Genomic DNA, 16956 nt, shown 5'->3' on the forward strand with positions numbered 1-16956 from the left:
TGCCAACACGATCACCGGCGGGGCGGGCAATGACACGCTGAACGGCGGGGCCGGCGCCGACACGCTGATCGGCGGCAGCGGCAACGACATCTATGTGGTCGACAATGCCGCCGACGTCGTCACCGAGAATACCAACGAGGGCACCGATACGGCTAGGACGGCGCTGGCGAGCTATACGCTTGCCGACAATGTCGAGAACCTGACCTACACCGGCACGGTGGCGTTTGCCGGGACGGGCAATGCCCTCAACAACACGATCACCGGCGGGGCAGCCGTCGACACGCTGTCGGGTGGCGGTGGCGACGACACGCTGGACGGCAAGGCCGGCGCCGATATCCTGATCGGCGGCACCGGCGACGACACCTACATCGTCGACAATGGCGCCGACGTCGTCACCGAAAACGCCGACGAAGGCATCGATACCGTCAGGACCGCGCTGGCTGCCTACTCTCTTGCATCCAAGGCGAATATCGAAAACCTGACCTACACTGGAACTGCGGCGTTTTCCGGTACGGGCAATGCATTGGACAATATCATCGCGGGCTCTCTCCTGGCTGCGAATACGCTTGATGGCGGTGCTGGGGTGGATGTGCTGCGGGGTGGTCGCGCGAACGACACGTACACTGTCGACAATGTCGACGATCTGGTGATCGAAGATGTCGGAGGAGGCATTGACCTTATCAAGACGACGCTCACGAGCTACTCTCTCGTGCCATTCTCGAATGTCGAGAATCTGACCTTTGCCGGTGCTGGCAACTTCAGCGCCATCGGCAATTCGCAGAAGAATACCCTTATTGCCGGCGCCGGCAACGATATCCTGGATGGTGGCGCCGGCGCCGATACCTTGGTCGGCGGGCTCGGCAACGATATCTACATCGTCGACATGGCGACCGATGTGGTTACGGAGGCAGCCAGCGCCGGCACGGACGAGATCCGGATGTCGCTCGCTACCTACTCGATTGCTGCATTGGCGAATATCGAGAATCTCACCTACACGGGATCTGAAAACTTCACCGGCACCGGCAATGGGCTTGCCAACACGATCACCGGTGGGGCGGGCAATGACACGCTGAACGGCGGGGCCGGCGCCGATACGCTGGTCGGCGGCAGCGGCGACGACACCTATGTGGTTGACAACGCTGGCGATACCGTCACCGAAAACGCTGATGAAGGTATCGATACCGTGAGGGTGTCTCTTGCCAGCTACACATTGGGCACCATTGGTGATGTGGAAAACCTCACTTATACGGGCAAGGCAGCATTCACGGGTATCGGTAACGAACTCGACAACCTTATCGTCGGCGGCGCGGGCTCCAACACGCTAACGGGTGGCGCAGGCAACGATACTCTCACTGGTGGAGCGGCCGCAGACTTCTTCGTGTATCTGCCAGACTGGGGGCACGATACGATCACCAATTTCGTGGCAACCGGCACGGCGCATGACACGATCAAGATCGATGACAGCATCTTTGCCGATTGGGCGTCGCTTCTCGCCGCATCCAACCAATCCGGAGGCGATACGCTCATTACGGCCGATGCGGACAATACCATCACGCTACAGAACGTGCTCTTATCAAGCCTTCAGTCGGGGGATTTCCAGTTTACATGATTTCCGCTCGGACTCTCCGCGGGATCCTGCCGGGAGGAGTGGGGCGAAGTTCCAATGTGCGACAGCGAGCCTTGACCTGCGTCCCCGGATGACGGACGGCCACCTGTTCGTCCGCCCCGGTACATTTCGAGCACTGATGCGAGCATCGTGGTTGCAAGGAATGGGGAGGGTTCGGCTTCGAGCGCGACAAGTCGAAGACCGACTGGTTCTGCAGGAGCATCGGCTGGAGACCTATCGCGGCATTCAGGTCCGGTGGGCCGCGGAATGAAAGCAAAAAAGCCTCGCTCGTTGAGGATACGGAGCTTGGGATCCGCAGTCAGGCGCGCGCCGGGCATGTCTTTCTGTCGGAAGATGTGAGCGTCTCCCAACGCTTCCCGCTTAAACGAGACTTCAGGGTCGCCCGCCAGAGTGTAGTATCTCACGTCTTCGATGACCTCGTATCCTACTTTAGAGGCCGTCTCGTCGAGTGCGTCGACTTCCCTGATAACATCACACAGGTAGTGTTTCGGCTCGACCGGTTTTCCGCTGATGTGAAAAACTTCGCAATCGGCAAATGAAACACCGGCTGCGTCGATTTTCTCCAGCACGTCCCTGAAGCGTTGCGAGATAATCCAATAGAAATTAAACTCTTCAAGGTCCTTTGGCGGGCGATCATATCCATTCTTTTCGGGTCGGAATCTCGGAATCTCCGGAAACGCTGGGAAGCCATATTTTTGGCCTGATCCCGGTCCGAGCAGTACACGTGGAGGGATGATAAGCTTATCTCTGTTCTCAAGTTCAAGGCCATGAGAGCCGCCTGAGTAAGTTGGCCCTAGCTGGAAATATGCGCCTATACGCTTTGGTGCGCGCACGCGCTTTGGCCTGAGCGATACGACGTTGGACATGTTTCCCTTCCAGTGGCCTGCGTGCCTGACTTCAGTCTAGCTGGACGTTGAAAGGATGTCTCCACGGCGCCGATGGACGCCTCCCGGAAGGTGCTGCGTCTAGACTTGATCCTGAGCTATGTCGGAATCTAGCGCGTCTTTGATTTCGATAGCAGCGGCGACAAAGGTCTCGAATTCACTCCTCTCGAAGGGGTAATACTGCCGGTTGCCGGCAGAGGTACACGCGAGCACGACATAGACGCCGTCGCTATCACGTTTCATGCGGAGAGATATCGAGCACGTGTCGTTCATAATATGAAGGTCCGTGCGCCGGACTACCCGCCCGGTCAGCACACGCTTCATTGACTTAAAAATCCCTGACATTGCAACCTCTGGCGTCGACATTCGATGGGCAGTAAAACTGCTATCCTTAAACTATCCCGTGCAAGAGCATAGGGGTCATGCCGACATGCAAAGACTGCCGCGACACCGGGTGGGTATGCTAGTCTCACCCAACAAAGCCATTCCCGGGAACACACGGATGCGCGTGCGCCGCCGCTGGCATACCATGCCCTCGTTGCTCACCGTAGCTCGCATGGGATAAGGCGCCGGACTACTCAGGATCTTCAGGTCCGTAACGCGCGTCGCCGGCAAGAAGGTCGATTGACCTTCATGAGGCCCCGCGGCAATAACTGCCGGCATGGATATTGAATTTTCTGAACTCGAGGAACGCGCTGGAGCCCTTTATTAGATGACTTGTTTCAACTCAGCAGCCTTGGGATTTGACTGGTGGGTTAAACTAGGAAACCGCCATCGGCAGCCAAGCATCCTGGGGAGGGCAATGCCGATCCACAAAATTCTCGCACAAACGCCTGCGGAATCCTTTGGATGAATTGGCTTTCGAACGGAGTTCTATTGGTTGGCTTCATACTGCAGTTACTCGGATATTCGGAGACATGCACTCAAGGTAGTATCGACGCGTTCGCAGTCGGTGCGAGATTAAGTTTATTGTTCTTCTTGGGACATTGGTGCGTCAACATCCGCGAGATGAATTATGCTAGTAAGGGTGGCGCAGCCGCCTCAGGTCTCCGCGGAATAGCTTTGGGCTTCTGTATCTGCGTTCTGATTTTGGCAACAAATTGGAGGCTGGTCTGGGGCGTCCTTGGTACAGGAGAGTCTCCGTGTTTTCTAACTTATGATTTCACAGACTATAGGCTTCCGCGAGCCTTTTCCGGTGAGTATCGGGTTGACGACGTCATAGTTGGCATAAGTTACGGTATGTTGCCGGTAGTAAGTCTCTGCATTCTGGCCGTCCGTGCGGTTTTGACGCTACCTGCGCGTCGGTAATTACGTCGGATCAGAAGAGTTGAGCCGCCCCTCGTACGCTATGATTGGGCCAATCAGCGGCATTTTAATTTCCACCTCAAAGCAGAATTGCCCATCCTTTTCGGACTCGAGGCTCCGCCCGGAAGGTAGCAGAAAGCGGGGCATCGGACATCCTAAGATGGACCATCGTCTCGGCACAAAGAACAAGCTGTCGCCCTCGACCACCAGGGCAAGTGCAAAGGACGCAATCCCGAATCGTTCCACCAGAAGATGCTCATCCTTTCCGGCACCCGGCGACTGCACCGACGAAAACGATTTGCCACTGAAGCTGCGTGTCCAGCGTTCGGCACCTTCCTCCGGCGAGAAGGTTACCGTGATCGGCACTCCGGACGCGGTCTTCGGAAACCCGACAAGGGCCGAAACGAGTGCGGCCACCAGGCCTCGGCCCCGTCGCACCTCTGCAAAGCCGCACCAATGTCGAGCCGTCCTACTCCCATGCAGTCCCTGGAGACGGGGTGGAAGCGCGCCGAAGGTTGATCCAAGGATCCTGCGGTAAAGCGCGACATTGGCCTCATCGTCCCGAAACCCGGTAAAGATCTTCCGACCCTGGAACAAAGCGTCATAGTCGGCAAGTTCAAGTGCGCGAACACCTGATCTTGCTCCAGCCGACGGGAATTCGCCAGCCAGCAGCTTGCGGATCACCGCCTCGATCGCCATGGACGGGATATAGGGGCCGTCGTCACCCTCTGCGAGCAGATGCCAACTTCGCTCGATGGCGCTGCCGCCTGCACACCCTCTCGCGCGCACGAACATGCCGCCACGATGCTCGCCGAACCGCATCCGATTGAGCACCGCGTAGAAAAGCCGCGAGAACGGCGCTAGTGAGGGCAGACCCAATCTGGCTCGCGCCTTCGCCAGCAAATTGAGGGCGCGGTGCAGAATCTCCGGAACAGGGCCAGCTCCCATCCAGATATCTGTCATTGCCGGGTGCTCGGGCGGAATGACCCGCAGGTCCGGTACATCAACCAGAGAGAAATGGGTGTTGCGGAGCGGCAAATGGCCTGGGACCGCGATGGTGTAGCGCATGCTCTCCGCCAGCCCGATCCCCTGCGATTCCTGTCCATATCGCTGCAATTTCACCGGCGCGCCGGCATAGCCGGCGACCGCACGCATCACATTGAGCCCGATCCCGGCATAAGGTGATGGTGCAATGCCGCCTTCGACGGAGGTGATACTCATCGTCTTCGCCATCTCGCGCAGAACGGCGGCCGTCAGAACCGGGAAGCTGCTCACGCCGGAAAGTATGAATACTCCTGCCGCCTTTGCCTTGCTATCGAACTGGGACACCCCGAACACGAAATCGGCAGCATCGGCAAAATCGAGATAGTTGATGCCGGCATCTATGCAGGCTGAGATCACGCGATAGCAATCGGCGCCGTAGTCTTGGAACGGCCCGGAGGCATCGACGACCAGAGCAGGTTGCTGCGCGTGCAGAACCGCTACGATGTCCCCACGATCGAGCGCAAGTGGACGAACCCGAGCCTCCCCCTTGTAACGGGCGCAGAACGCTTCGGCGCGGTTAAGGTCGCGACCGCAGATTAGAAGATCGATCTCCGGGATATCGGACAACAGTTCCGCCAGACGGCCACCGAAAACGCCGTATCCACCGATAATCAGAATCTTCATGTGTCACGCAATCTCTCTGCTCGCACAACCTATTCCTTATGCCTCCGTGACTCGCGGTATGAAGGTCTTGGCCAAGATACTGGTTGGCGCCGCGTTCGTATCTGCAGTCACCAAAAGAAGCAGGGCGTATGCAACTACGTGAATACCAGTCCGCGGAAGGCATAGGAACCCTTGAGGTGAGGTATATGCCGCCTGCTCGCGGCGGCTGGGAGCCACCAGACCGGCATGCCGGCGAGCGAGATTACGTCATTTGGCGTAACCTGAACGGAGGATGACCTATCTCAGGTTATCTGCGATGTTCCCGCCGCCAAGAGACTGTCGAGGGCTCGTACGGGAAAAATGGACGGGCCCTCTTCTTTTTGAGCCTGTTTGTTCTGTGTCGGGTTGGGGCCTGCACCACGGCGGACCGGCGCAGGCCCTTGCATCGGCAACTGTTCTTCCCACAAGCTCGGCAAGGCGATCGGCGCTACGCCGCTGATGAGGTCTTCAATGGTCGACGGCGTCGCTTCGCCGACCTCGTCGGCGGCGACCTTCTGGAACAAGTAGTTCAACGCGGCATCCCGCCATGCAATGAAGGCGGTCGCCGAACGCCAACTGTTGGAGTGCTGGCGCCTCTTCGAGGAAGGACAAAGAGCCCTACCGGCCCGGATTGACTTGGGCCGATTCAACGCGTTGGCGAAACGCCGGCAATCCCGCGAGGTCCAGAAGCTCACTAGTATTTCACGACCTAGTCTCGGCTTCTGGAGCCGGCAATGACATCCAGGATGGTGGCGCCGGTATGGATAGATACGATGGTTGGTGGTCGAGCAACGGCGTTTACGGGCCCAGGTAACGCACTCGACAATATCATCGTTGGCGGGGCTGGCGTGAATACTCTCACGGGTGGTGCCGGAAACGATATTCTAACGGGCGGCGCTGCTTCGGACCTATTCGTCTACACGGCCGGTTCGGGCACGACACGATCACGAATTTCGCCGCGGTTGGAACTGCTCATGATGTGATCAAGGTGGGTCATGCGGTATTTTTGGACTGGGCCGCATTGCTAGCTGCGTCGTCGCAGTCCAGGTGCGCGGATAAGATTATCAGAGCTGATGCAGAAAACTCGATCACCCTGAGGAACGTGGCTGTGAACACATTACAGTCGAACGATTTTCGGTTTGTTTAGCCTGAGGGAATATGGAGCAGCCAATCACTCCCCGGTTGAAGGTGGGGATGGTGCTGCCTGTTGCCTCAGAGAATGTGCCGATATATGATCGATCTGCCATAATCGATGGCAGAACCCAAAGCCTCAGGTACCTTCACCGACATCATGACACACTGTAATTGCTGGCATATCATTTCATACCCTAGAAGCGGCAACCATGCCGTTCGTGCAGTCGTTGAGCGCTTTAGCGGGAGGCCTACACTCGGATGTCCTGGAGCGGAAAGAGATGACCCACCGATTTATCTCAGAGCGCCAAATCTAAGTCTGGATCTGATCAAAATTCGCGATCAGCAATGCATTGGCAGGAAATCGCATTTTCCTCGCGAATTTATTAAGCACGACGCTCAGGAAGCAGAAGCCGGGATAATCCTCATCACCAGAGACCCGGTTGAAGCAATTACGTCGCAAATTTATAGTATGGTAACTCCTCGTATTTTTAGAAAAGGGGTAAAACCCTTTTTCGCTGTACGGCAAGCTGTAGATGATTACTTAGGCTCAGTTTTTGTATTTCGCGCTATGCATGATCGCAAGCGTATCCACGTACGTTATGAGGATTTCATCCGCCCAAATTCAGGCGTCCCTGCGAAGCTACTCCAGTTGATGGGATTTAGTACCATCCCAAGTGAAGCAGAAGTTGCAGAAACATTGTTGCTCTCGTTTGATAGTCTTCAGCGCCCCGGTCGTGCAACGCGGGATCGGAAAATTGTCGAAAAACTTAGGAATGAAATTTCTAAACGTCTGACTTACGATGAAGTACTGGCGCTTGCCCAATTCCAATCAGGAGAATTGCCTTAATATAGTCGGGTGGGATCATTAATGACAAGAAAGTAACAAGGTCAGGCAAATCTTAGGTATATCTAATACGGCTAGCGATAAAAGCCAATATGTCTTCAGATAGATCTTCTGCGCTTCGGGTAGTTGTATCTAGCACAAGTTCGGGATTCTCCGGAATCTCGTAGACACTATCAATACCAGTGAAGTTTTTGAGCTCGCCCCGGCGAGCTTTTGCGTATAGTCCTTTTGGATCGCGCTCTTCGGCGACAGAAGGGGGCGTAGAGACGTAAATTTCTACGAACTCGTTACCAGTCACCAGCTCGCGTGCCAACTGGCGCTCGGCGCGGAAGGGCGAAATGAAGGAAACCAGCGTGATGATGCCGGCGTCTGCCATGAGCTTCGCCACCTCCGCGACACGGCGGATGTTTTCGACGCGGTCGGAATCCGTGAAGCCGAGATCCTTATTCAAGCCGTGTCGCACGTTGTCGCCGTCCAGCAGATAGGTGTGGTGGCCGAGACCAAGCAGTTTCTTTTCTACTAAGTTAGCGATAGTCGACTTGCCGGCCCCGGAAAGCCCCGTGAACCAGAGAACTATTGGTTTCTGGCCTTTGATTTCGGCACGTGTCTCCTTAGAAACCGTTATCGCCTGCCAATGGACATTCGTCGCGCGCCAAAGTCCGTGGTCGACCATGCCGGCGCCGAGCGTCATGTTGCTCACCCGGTCGATGACGATGAAGGCACCCATCGCACGATTGGCGAGATAGGAGTCATAGGCGACGGGTTCGCTGGTGGCGATATTCACGACGGCCACATCATTAAGCTGGAGTGTCTTCGCCGCAAGCCGGGCGAATGTATTTACGTCGATCTTGTAGCGAATGTCCGTTACGGACGCTGAGACGGTTTGCGTTCCAATCTTGATCAGGAGCCGACGGCCGGGGATCAGCGCTTGCTCGTTCATCCATATCAACCGCGCCTGGAACTGGTCGGCCACTTCGGGACGCGATGTTGGTGGACAGAGCACATCGCCGCGCGAAGCGTCGATCTCATCGTCCAGCCTCAGCGTGACGGCTTGGCCAGCAGTGGCGAGGGGCAGTTCTCCATCATAGGTAACGATGGATTTGACCCTGGCACCCTTACCTGATGCGGCAACAGTCAGTTCGTCGCCCAGGTAAACGGTACCGGATGCAACGGTGCCGGAAAAACCCCGGAAGTCGAGGTTTGGTCGGTTCACCCACTGGACTTGAAAACGGAAAGGCATATCCGCCGGTTGGTAGGAAACATCAACGGTTTCCAGCTGCTCGACCAAGGTGGGGCCTTCGTACCAGGGCATGTTGACACTACGGGTAAGAACATTATCTCCATAGCGCGCCGATACCGGGATCGCTTGCTGCGTCTGAAAGCCGAAGTCCGAGGCAAAGTTTCGGTAATCGGCCACGATCCCATCGAAAACCTCTTGGCTGTAGTCAACAAGATCGATCTTGTTGACGGCCAGCACGACGTGCCGGATCCCGAGCAGCGACACGATAAAGGAATGGCGTCGCGTCTGGGAAAGAATGCCCTTGCGCGCGTCGATGAGTATAACGGCAAGATCGGAGTTCGACGCGCCAGTCGCCATGTTCCGGGTGTACTGCTCGTGGCCGGGCGTATCGGCGACAATAAACTTTCGCTTGCCGGTAGTGAGGAAGCGATAGGCGACGTCGATCGTGATACCCTGTTCGCGCTCGGCTTGCAGGCCATCAACCAAAAGGGCGAGGTCCAAGTCCTTGCCCGTCGTGCCGAACCTTTTCGAATCCCGTTCGAGACCAGCGAGTTGGTCCTCGAAGATTAGCTTGGTATCGTAGAGTAGGCGGCCGATCAGCGTCGACTTTCCGTCGTCGACACTGCCACAGGTAAGGAAGCGCAGAAGATCTTTATTGTCCTGCGTGGCCAGATATTTGGCGAGAGCCCCAGGTTTCACATCAGCACGCGCCTTCATCAGAAATATCCTTGGCGCTTTTTTCTTTCCATCGAGCCTTGGTCGTCATGGTCGATCAGCCGCCCTGAGCGTTCAGAAGTGCGCGCTATGAGCATCTCCGCGACGATTTCCTCGACGGTGACCGCATCCGACACGACGGCGGCCGTTAGCGGGTAGCAACCGAGGGTACGAAAGCGAATTGATTTCATCTGCGGCTTTTCACCCGGCTGCAGTGGCAGCCGTTTGTCATCGACCATGATCCACTGCCCGCCCCGTTCGACGACGGGGCGTTCGGCGGCGAAATAGAGAGGAACGATCGGAATGTGCTCGAGCAGGATATATTGCCAGATGTCGAGCTCCGTCCAGTTCGACAGCGGAAAGACCCTAATAGACTCGCCTGGCCTCACGCGGGTATTGTAGAGATTCCAGAGTTCGGGACGCTGGTTCTTTGGATCCCAGCCGTGGTTGGCGGTGCGAAAGGAAAAGATGCGCTCCTTGGCACGGCTTTTCTCCTCATCGCGACGAGCGCCACCGAAGGCCGCGTCGAAGCCTCCCGCATCAAGCGCCTGCCGCAGCGCATCTGTCTTCATAATATTGGTATAAATGTTTGATCCATGTTCGAATGGATTAATGCTGTCGCGCAGCCCTTCTGGATTGGTATGCTTGATCAAGGTCAGACCTCGCTCCGCCACTAGGCCGTCGCGGAAGTCAATCATTTCTCGAAACTTCCAGGTCGTGTCGATGTGCAGGAGCGGAAACGGCGGCTTGGAAGGATAAAATGCCTTCACGGCCAAATGCAGCATTACCGACGAATCCTTACCAATCGAATAGAGCATCACCGGGTTTTTGAACTCGGCCGCCACCTCGCGCATTATGAAGATTGACTCGTCTTCCAGCCGCTTTAGGTGTCTCGACGTCTCCAATTTACCAAAGGGCGCAGTCTGCATATCCAACCCCATAACATTCCAGCAAACACATCGCGATCAAAACCCAACCCGTCAATCGCGGGATGTTTCTTGCCTCGCATCCCCAAGACGGCTGATCAATGCTCGTGTTCTCAGAGATTTACTTTCTATGCCTAACATCGAGTTGTCCTTTAAAGATGGTGGCTGGCCCTCACTTCGATTTAACTTATCCGGTAATCCCAAAAAGCGGGAGAATTTATGACCGGATTTGATAGCATAGCTATCGATATATCTCGTAAAAAACGCTGACGCAATGATGGTCGCAAGTAAGTATACAGCCAGCGAGATGGTAAGTCCAAAAGGATCTGCCCCAAGTAACACAATAGTATAGCTGGCGGCTGAACAGAGAATTATGAAGTGAATCAGGTATAACGAGTACGAGATTTTTCCCAAGAATTGCGGGATGGGAGACTCTAGAAGCATTCGAGCAGTGCCTGCCCTGCATACTGCTGCCACCAAAAGGACAGCGCCAACTGCATTGTAGGCCGTGGTGGTAGCTGCAGAGAAGGTTGGAACCCATAAAAACAGTCCACTGCTCGATCGATAGGCGCCCAGCATCAAACCGAGGACAGCACAACCAACACCGACCAAAACTGACACGCGCACGTAATTCAGCATAGCGCCGGCAAAAAAACACAAGAAGAAGATGAAGTCGCTTGGTTTGAAAATGATGATACCCAGCGAACAAATGGCCAAAGATGGAAGATTGCCTTCTCTCGATGGGGAAAGAGCCAGAGTGCCAAGCAATAGCAGCGATCCGAGGAATTCGACTTTCAACGACCAGACAGGCGGTATTAAAACCGTCGATCCCATCAGACCAGCATATAGACTCGTTTTTAACAAAGTTAGGAGCGAAACTTCGCGCTGAAAATATTCTCCGAACCATTGCGACGACGAAATCATAGCCGCTTCATGGTTCCAATTAAGACCCGCCGTCAAAATGGCCCAAGACAAGAGGCTTGCGACGGCAATTGGGATGTTGAGCCTAAAATATCTTCCCCAAGCACGCGAACGGACGCTCCCGTACTCTCCGTCGATGGCCGGCTTGCTTAGGACAAAGCCGGAAAGTACAAAGAATATCAGAACCGCGAAGTGGCCATTGAAAAAAATGGCTGCTGGCGGACTGGCGAGGACGCTCTCAATAAGGGTCATTCGCTGCACATTTAGTTCTGGGACTGGGTAGTCGTTTCGCATTAGCCCAGGCCAGAAAGCATGAACAAAGTGAGAGAGAGCCACAACCAGGGAGGCTATCCCTCGCAGTCCGTCCGCAGCTCGATTTCTCATCTGCACATCGCCAATAGAACCGCCGATGAAATCATAAGTCTGGCATCGTAACGTTGAAGCTCTGATCAAGGTCTGCTTTCGTTTTTGACAAATTCATCCTGATAGTCAACCCATCTATGCCCGATATTCCTCCTAGTAAAAATAGCTGCCGCCCCCGATGAGCCTTTATCCTTCCCCCGGCGAGGTCGCCATCGGCCCCCTCCTTTCTTCAATTATCGCCTCCAGGGCATCGAAATACCTTCGGCGGATTTCACTGCCTCGGCGACAGTCGCACACCTCAAAAAACCTCCTCTTTTTGCGGAATTCGTCGGTCATTCCGGCAGTGTGATTTGTAGGGAACGGATGATGCGGGGACAGCCTGGCTTTGGGATCTGGACGAGCGTTGGGGTGCGGTAGGAGATCCGCTTGAGAGGTTCAACGGGATTGCCCTTGCGCTGTGTTCGAGAAGCCTTTGGCGAAGGCACTCAAGCGATCCGACGGATTGAAGGGCTGTCGACCTGCTTTCCCCTCGGTTTTTGGTGTTCAAGGTCCTGGTGCTGCAGGCGGTCTGCGATCTCTCCGACGATCAAGCAGCGTTCGTAATCCAGACCGGTTCATGCGGTTCCTGGGCCTGTTCTTGTCCGAGAAGATGCCCGAAGCCAAGACGATCTGGCTGTTTCGGGAAAGCCTGGTGCAGGGCCGGTGCCATCGATAATCTTGTTCGCCGTTTCGACAAACATCTGTCGCGGTCCGGCTATCTGGCCAAGCAGGGCCAGATCGTTGACGCGACGATCATCAGGCTTCTAAGCAGCACAATAGCCAGGACGAGAAAGCGGGTGAGATCCCCAAGGGCTGGAGGACAAGCCCGCCAAGCTCGCACAGAAGGATCGTGACGCCCGTTGGACGGTGAAGTATTCCAGGGCGAAGCAACCGACAGAAACGCCGACATCAACAGCGACCCGGCAGCACGACATCACCATTCCGATGTTCAGCTACAAGAACCATGCGGGCATCGACCGGGCGCACGGCTTCATCCGCGGGTGGACGGAGTGCGTTTGCTCATGACGGCTCAACTCAGAAACGTTGGTGACCATCGTTCGAAGACCAACGAGGAATGGCGCGAGGGCTGCGGTCACGAAACGCCAACTATTGGATTGCTGGCGCCTTTTCCAGGAGGACAAAAATCCTACCGGGCGGGGTTAACCTCGGCCGAGTTTAACGCGTTGCCCAAACGCCGGAAATCCCGCGAGGTCCAGAAGCTCACCAGTTTTCAAGTCCTATCTCGACTTCTGGAAGACTGCGACCGTTCTTCCTGCCGCCGGGCCAGGCCTGCAGAGGGTTCCTTGCGGAAGCGCATCGCGCCAAGCCAAGTTACCACGGCGCCTTTCCGCCCCGTATCGGCCTTGGCGGTGCCCGTTACCGGGTGGTGCTGGTGGGCATGAGGCGGCTCGGCGGCGAGGGCGATGACGAGCCGAAATAGGGTGGCAGGCGGCAGGCCGGAGGCCCAGGCGAATGACGGCCCCGACGCCGGCCGGTTCCAGGCGCGAACGTCCGCCCGTCACGCCTTGTCGAGCGCGATCGTCAGGTCGGCGATCAGGTCGTCGGGGTGTTCTATGCCGATCGACAGGCGGATGGTCGAATCGAGCACGCCGATCCTCTGGCGCACCTCGGCGGGTACGCCGGAATGGGTCATGGTCGCCGGGTGGCTGGCGAGCGATTCCGTGCCCCCGAGGCTCACCGCCAGCTTGAAGATCTGTAGCGCGTTCAGGAACCGGAACGAGGCCGGCTGGCCGCCCCTGATGTCGAAGGAAAAGGTCGAGCCGCCGCCGCTGCATTGCGCCGCAAACACCTGGCCGACCGGCGCTGCCGGGTCGTGATAGGGCAGGTAGTGGATGGTCTCGACATTCGGGTGCCCGCGCAGGAAATCGGCGACGGCCAGCGCGTTGGTATTGGCCTTTTCCATGCGGATCGACAGCGTCTCCAGGCTGCGGCCGAGCATCCAGCAGGAATGCGGGTCGAGCTGCGTGCCGATCGCCCCGCGCAACGCCTTCACCTGTTTCATCACCGCCTTGGAGCCGAGTGCGGCGCCGGCGATCAGGTCCGAATGGCCGCCGACATATTTGGTCAGCGAATAGAGCGAGATATCCGCCCCGTGCTCGATCGGCCGCTGGAAGACCGGGCCGAGCAGCGTGTTGTCGCAGGCGATCACCGGACGGTGCCCCTGTTTTTCGCCGATCGCCTCCGCCACCCGGCGGATCATCGCCACGTCCACCAGGCTGTTGGTCGGGTTCGCCGGCGTCTCGATCAGGATCACCGAGACGCGGCCCTTGCCCATCGCCTCCTCGGCCGCCGCCGTCACCGACTGCTCGTTGACCCCGTCCGCGAACCCGACCGCCGCGACGCCCATGTTGAGGAAGGTTTTCGAAAGCAGCGTTTCGGTGCCTCCGTAAAGCGGTTGCGAGTGCAGCACGCTGTCGCCGGGGCGCACGAACGCCATCAGCGTCGTGGCGATCGCCGACATGCCGGAGGAAAACAGCACGCAGCTCTCGGTGCGCTCATAGACCGCCAGCCGGTCCTCGACGATCTCGCTGTTGGGATGGTTGAAGCGTGAATAGACAAGCCCCGCCCCGGTGCCCGCCGGCGGTTCGCGGCGGCCGGAAACGAAGTCGAAGAAGTCGCGGCCTTCCTCGGCGGACTTGAACACGAAGGTGGAGGTGAGGAAGACCGGCGGCTTGACCGCACCCTCGGAAAGCTCCGGGTCGTAGCCGTAGTTCAGCATCTGCGTTTCGGGATGGAGCTTGTGATTGCCGATATGCGTCTTGGAGGGATGCGGGGCGGTCATTGTCGGTCTCCTGGTCTGAAACAAGCGGATGCCATGACCGGAGATAATATCGGAAAAGCCGCCGCCAAGGGGCGCTGCCTGCGAAAGCCGGTTGCTCAGCGCGCCGCGGGCACAGCCGGATGTACGGAGGGTACTGCCGGCTCTCCCCAGGCCGAGATCGGCTGTCCGCCTTTTGTCGTCACGCGCATGTCGTAGAGCGCAAGCGAGGCCTCGACCTGGCGCATGTCGGAGCAGCGGTTGATGATGCCGCCGATATACTGCACGCAGTCGCTGACATTGCCTTGTACCGAGCCGGTCGCCCAGTCCTTGACGATGCCGTCGGCGCCGACCAGGAAATAGGAAAGCCGGTTGTTCTGCGACACGGTCGAGCGGCCGACCAGCCCGCCGAAGCTCGAACCGGACTCGGTTTTAGAAGCCGGTGCGATATGCCGGTAGATCGTCATCCCGTTTTTCAGCGGCGTCGCGCCGATCATCGGCCCGAACGTCGCGTCGGAGCCGGAAAGCCGCGCCAGGGTCGACTGGTTGACATTCGCCACCTCCGCGTAGGGACGGCCCATCGCATAGCTGGTGAAGGACCGGTTGGCGGCATTTTCCGCCACCTGCGAACAGCCCGCGAGAGCCAGGCCGACCGCCACCGAAAGAACTGCCAGAAAACGCATGAATGCCCCCTGTCTGCAACGTCCCGTGCCAAAGACCTGGCCGGTCTCCGGTCTATCGGTGGATGTGCCGGGCGCCCCCGCGCCCCGGTCGTAAGTCACTATCAGATTTTGCATGTTTTGAAAGCGCCGCTCCCGGCTCTTGCATGCCGTTCCGATTGGAATCTCCGGCTTTCGGGAGCCAGGTGTGCGGACTATGCCGTTGACCCATGCACTTGCGCAGGGCTATCACTGCTTGCGTCAATAAGGGAGGATGCCCGCGAGTATTTCAGGGCATCATGATCAAAGAATGCCACGCCTTTCCGCCTCCACCGCACTTGCCCCCCATGTCACCGCACCCGGTTTCGACCGGGCTCTTCTGAAGCCCGGCATTCTGCATATCGGGCTTGGCGCATTCCACCGCGCCCATCAGGCGGTCTATACGGATGCGGCACTCGCCGCGGAGCTTGGCGACTGGGGCATTGTCGGCGTCAGCTTACGCTCGGTCGATATCGTCCATGATCTTGCGGCGCAGGATGGGCTTTATTCGGTGGTTACCCGCAGCGCCGCAGGCGACAGCGCCCAGGTCGTCGGCTCGGTCACCAAGGGCCTCTCGGGCGTCGAGGACCAGGCGGAAATCCTGGCGCTGATGGCCGATCCGGCAATCCGGATCGTCACCATCACCGTCACCGAAAAGGCCTATGGCATCGATCCGGTATCCGGAGGACTCGACCGAACCCACCCCTCCGTCAAGGCCGATCTTGCCGACCCCAGTTCGCCGACCGGCGTGATCGGTTATCTGGTCGAAGGCCTTTCGCGCCGCCATGCCGCGGGCCTGCCGCCTTTTACCGTGCTTTGCTGCGACAACCTGCCGACCAACGGCCGGATCGTGCGGCGGCTGGTGATCGAACTGGCCGGTGCCCGGGATCCGGCGCTCGCCAACTGGATCGCCGGCCACGGCGCCTTCCCGTCCAGCATGGTCGACCGGATCGTGCCGGCCGCCACCGACGAGACGCGGGAGCTTGCCGAAACGCTGATCGGCGCCGAAGACAGGCTGGCGCTCGGCACGGAACCCTTCATGCAATGGGTGATCGAGGACCATTTCCTCGCCGGCCGGCCCAGGTGGGAAGCCGGCGGCGCGCTTTTCGTCGACGATGTCGAGCCCTATGAGAAGATGAAGCTGCGGCTGCTCAACGGTTCCCATTCGCTGGTCGCCTATCTCGGCCAGTTGAAGGACCTCACATTCGTCCGCGACGTCATGGCTGTGCCGGAATACCGGGCACTGGTGCGCCGCCACATGGCGGAGGCGGTGAAGACGCTCGATCCGGTGCCGGGCATCGATCTTGGCGGCTATATGGACCAGCTGATCGAGCGCTTCGAGAACCCGACCATCGCCCACAAGACGCAGCAGATCGCCATGGACGGCACCCAGAAACTGCCGCAGCGCATCTTCGCAGGTGCAGTGGAAGCGCTGGCGAATGGTGGAGATGCGTCGTCTGCGGCTTACGTTGTAGCGCTCTGGATCGCTTATGCACGCAAGACTGCGGAGATCAACGATCCGCGCGCGGCTGAGCTGAAGGCTGCCGCCGCCAGGATGACGGCGGACGATCCGTCGGCACCCTTCTTCGCAATTCCGGGCCTGTTCCCCCAGGCTCTCACGGAGAATAGCGCATGGCGCGCGCAGGTGAACGCGGAGCTTGAAAAACTCTAGAGCGTTTCCGCATTTTTCAGAATCATACCGGATTCCCAAATCGGCTTTGTTCTGATTCACTGATACTGGTTGGATGGAGGCCGGCATCTCATGACCGCACCGTTATCGAATGATCTTCGTGAGC

Annotated in this window: 12 protein-coding genes; 4 read left to right on the forward strand and 8 right to left on the reverse strand. The window is 57.8% G+C overall.

Annotated features, from left to right (window positions below; translation table 11 throughout):
• The coding region (locus C5J22_RS30500; protein ID WP_172746843.1) for a calcium-binding protein at positions 1 to 1609 on the forward strand (1609 nt) is incomplete at its 5' end.
• On the opposite strand, the gene C5J22_RS30505 is transcribed toward C5J22_RS30500, so the two are convergent.
• The 3 genes from C5J22_RS30505 to C5J22_RS30520 all read right to left on the reverse strand — a co-directional run bounded on the left by C5J22_RS30505 (position 1582) and on the right by C5J22_RS30520 (position 6035).
• Positions 1582 to 2493, reverse strand: coding sequence for an imm11 family protein (locus tag C5J22_RS30505; protein WP_105441328.1), 912 nt, complete (start codon positions 2491 to 2493; stop codon positions 1582 to 1584). The two genes, C5J22_RS30500 and C5J22_RS30505, sit on opposite strands and share 28 nt — an antisense overlap.
• A gap of 1326 nt (positions 2494 to 3819) precedes the next feature.
• Positions 3820 to 5484, reverse strand: coding sequence for an SDR family oxidoreductase (locus tag C5J22_RS30515; RefSeq protein WP_105441330.1), 1665 nt, complete (start codon positions 5482 to 5484; stop codon positions 3820 to 3822).
• Positions 5485 to 5765: 281 nt separating this feature from the next.
• Entirely contained in the window at positions 5766 to 6035 is a 270-nt protein-coding gene (locus C5J22_RS30520) for a hypothetical protein (RefSeq protein ID WP_105441331.1), read from the reverse strand.
• Between the two features lie 240 nt (positions 6036 to 6275).
• Between C5J22_RS30520 and C5J22_RS32135 the strand changes: the two genes are divergently transcribed.
• Both C5J22_RS32135 and C5J22_RS31455 read left to right on the forward strand, forming a co-directional pair.
• Entirely contained in the window at positions 6276 to 6485 is a 210-nt protein-coding gene (locus tag C5J22_RS32135) for a hypothetical protein (RefSeq protein ID WP_245440618.1), read from the forward strand.
• 269 nt (positions 6486 to 6754) lie between these two features.
• Positions 6755 to 7483, forward strand: a complete 729-nt coding sequence (locus C5J22_RS31455; protein ID WP_172746845.1) for a sulfotransferase — start codon at positions 6755 to 6757, stop codon at positions 7481 to 7483.
• A gap of 52 nt (positions 7484 to 7535) precedes the next feature.
• Here C5J22_RS31455 and cysN read toward each other — a convergent pair whose 3' ends face one another.
• From cysN to C5J22_RS30545, 5 genes are all read right to left on the reverse strand, one after another.
• Positions 7536 to 9437 (reverse strand): sulfate adenylyltransferase subunit CysN, encoded by a 1902-nt coding sequence (gene cysN / locus C5J22_RS30525; RefSeq protein WP_105441332.1) that lies wholly within the window; start codon positions 9435 to 9437, stop codon positions 7536 to 7538.
• Entirely contained in the window at positions 9437 to 10363 is a 927-nt protein-coding gene (cysD, locus tag C5J22_RS30530; RefSeq protein ID WP_105441333.1) for a sulfate adenylyltransferase subunit CysD, read from the reverse strand. The genes cysN and cysD overlap by 1 nt, the downstream gene beginning before the upstream one ends.
• 51 nt (positions 10364 to 10414) lie before the next feature.
• Positions 10415 to 11665: an acyltransferase gene (locus tag C5J22_RS30535; protein WP_105441334.1), complete on the reverse strand. Its 1251-nt coding sequence runs from the start codon at positions 11663 to 11665 to the stop codon at positions 10415 to 10417.
• Between the two features lie 1537 nt (positions 11666 to 13202).
• The gene (locus tag C5J22_RS30540) at positions 13203 to 14486 is read right to left on the reverse strand and encodes a cystathionine gamma-synthase family protein (RefSeq protein WP_105441335.1); all 1284 of its coding nucleotides are present in this window, start codon (positions 14484 to 14486) and stop codon (positions 13203 to 13205) included.
• A gap of 95 nt (positions 14487 to 14581) precedes the next feature.
• Positions 14582 to 15145, reverse strand: coding sequence for a hypothetical protein (locus C5J22_RS30545; RefSeq protein WP_105441336.1), 564 nt, complete (start codon positions 15143 to 15145; stop codon positions 14582 to 14584).
• A gap of 286 nt (positions 15146 to 15431) precedes the next feature.
• On the opposite strand from C5J22_RS30545, the gene C5J22_RS30550 reads away from it, so the two are divergent.
• On the forward strand, positions 15432 to 16832 hold the full coding sequence (locus C5J22_RS30550) for a mannitol dehydrogenase family protein (RefSeq protein WP_105441337.1): 1401 nt from the start codon (positions 15432 to 15434) through the stop codon (positions 16830 to 16832).
• The last annotated feature ends 124 nt before the right edge of the window (positions 16833 to 16956 follow it).

This window comes from Neorhizobium sp. T25_13, assembly GCF_002968675.1.
In the GTDB taxonomy this organism is placed as follows: domain Bacteria; phylum Pseudomonadota; class Alphaproteobacteria; order Rhizobiales; family Rhizobiaceae; genus Neorhizobium; species Neorhizobium tomejilense.

Excerpts from the sequence above, each read along its gene's own strand:
- C5J22_RS30505 (WP_105441328.1), bottom strand. The coding sequence starts at position 2,493 with ATGTCCAACGTCGTATCGCTCAGGCCAAAGCGCGTGCGCGCACCAAAG.
- C5J22_RS30515 (WP_105441330.1), bottom strand. The coding sequence starts at position 5,484 with ATGAAGATTCTGATTATCGGTGGATACGGCGTTTTCGGTGGCCGTCTG.
- C5J22_RS32135 (WP_245440618.1), top strand. The coding sequence starts at position 6,276 with ATGGTTGGTGGTCGAGCAACGGCGTTTACGGGCCCAGGTAACGCACTC.
- C5J22_RS31455 (WP_172746845.1), top strand. The coding sequence starts at position 6,755 with ATGGCAGAACCCAAAGCCTCAGGTACCTTCACCGACATCATGACACAC.
- cysN (WP_105441332.1), bottom strand. The coding sequence starts at position 9,437 with ATGAAGGCGCGTGCTGATGTGAAACCTGGGGCTCTCGCCAAATATCTG.
- cysD (WP_105441333.1), bottom strand. The coding sequence starts at position 10,363 with ATGCAGACTGCGCCCTTTGGTAAATTGGAGACGTCGAGACACCTAAAG.
- C5J22_RS30535 (WP_105441334.1), bottom strand. The coding sequence starts at position 11,665 with ATGAGAAATCGAGCTGCGGACGGACTGCGAGGGATAGCCTCCCTGGTT.
- C5J22_RS30540 (WP_105441335.1), bottom strand. The coding sequence starts at position 14,486 with ATGACCGCCCCGCATCCCTCCAAGACGCATATCGGCAATCACAAGCTC.
- C5J22_RS30545 (WP_105441336.1), bottom strand. The coding sequence starts at position 15,145 with ATGCGTTTTCTGGCAGTTCTTTCGGTGGCGGTCGGCCTGGCTCTCGCG.
- C5J22_RS30550 (WP_105441337.1), top strand. The coding sequence starts at position 15,432 with ATGCCACGCCTTTCCGCCTCCACCGCACTTGCCCCCCATGTCACCGCA.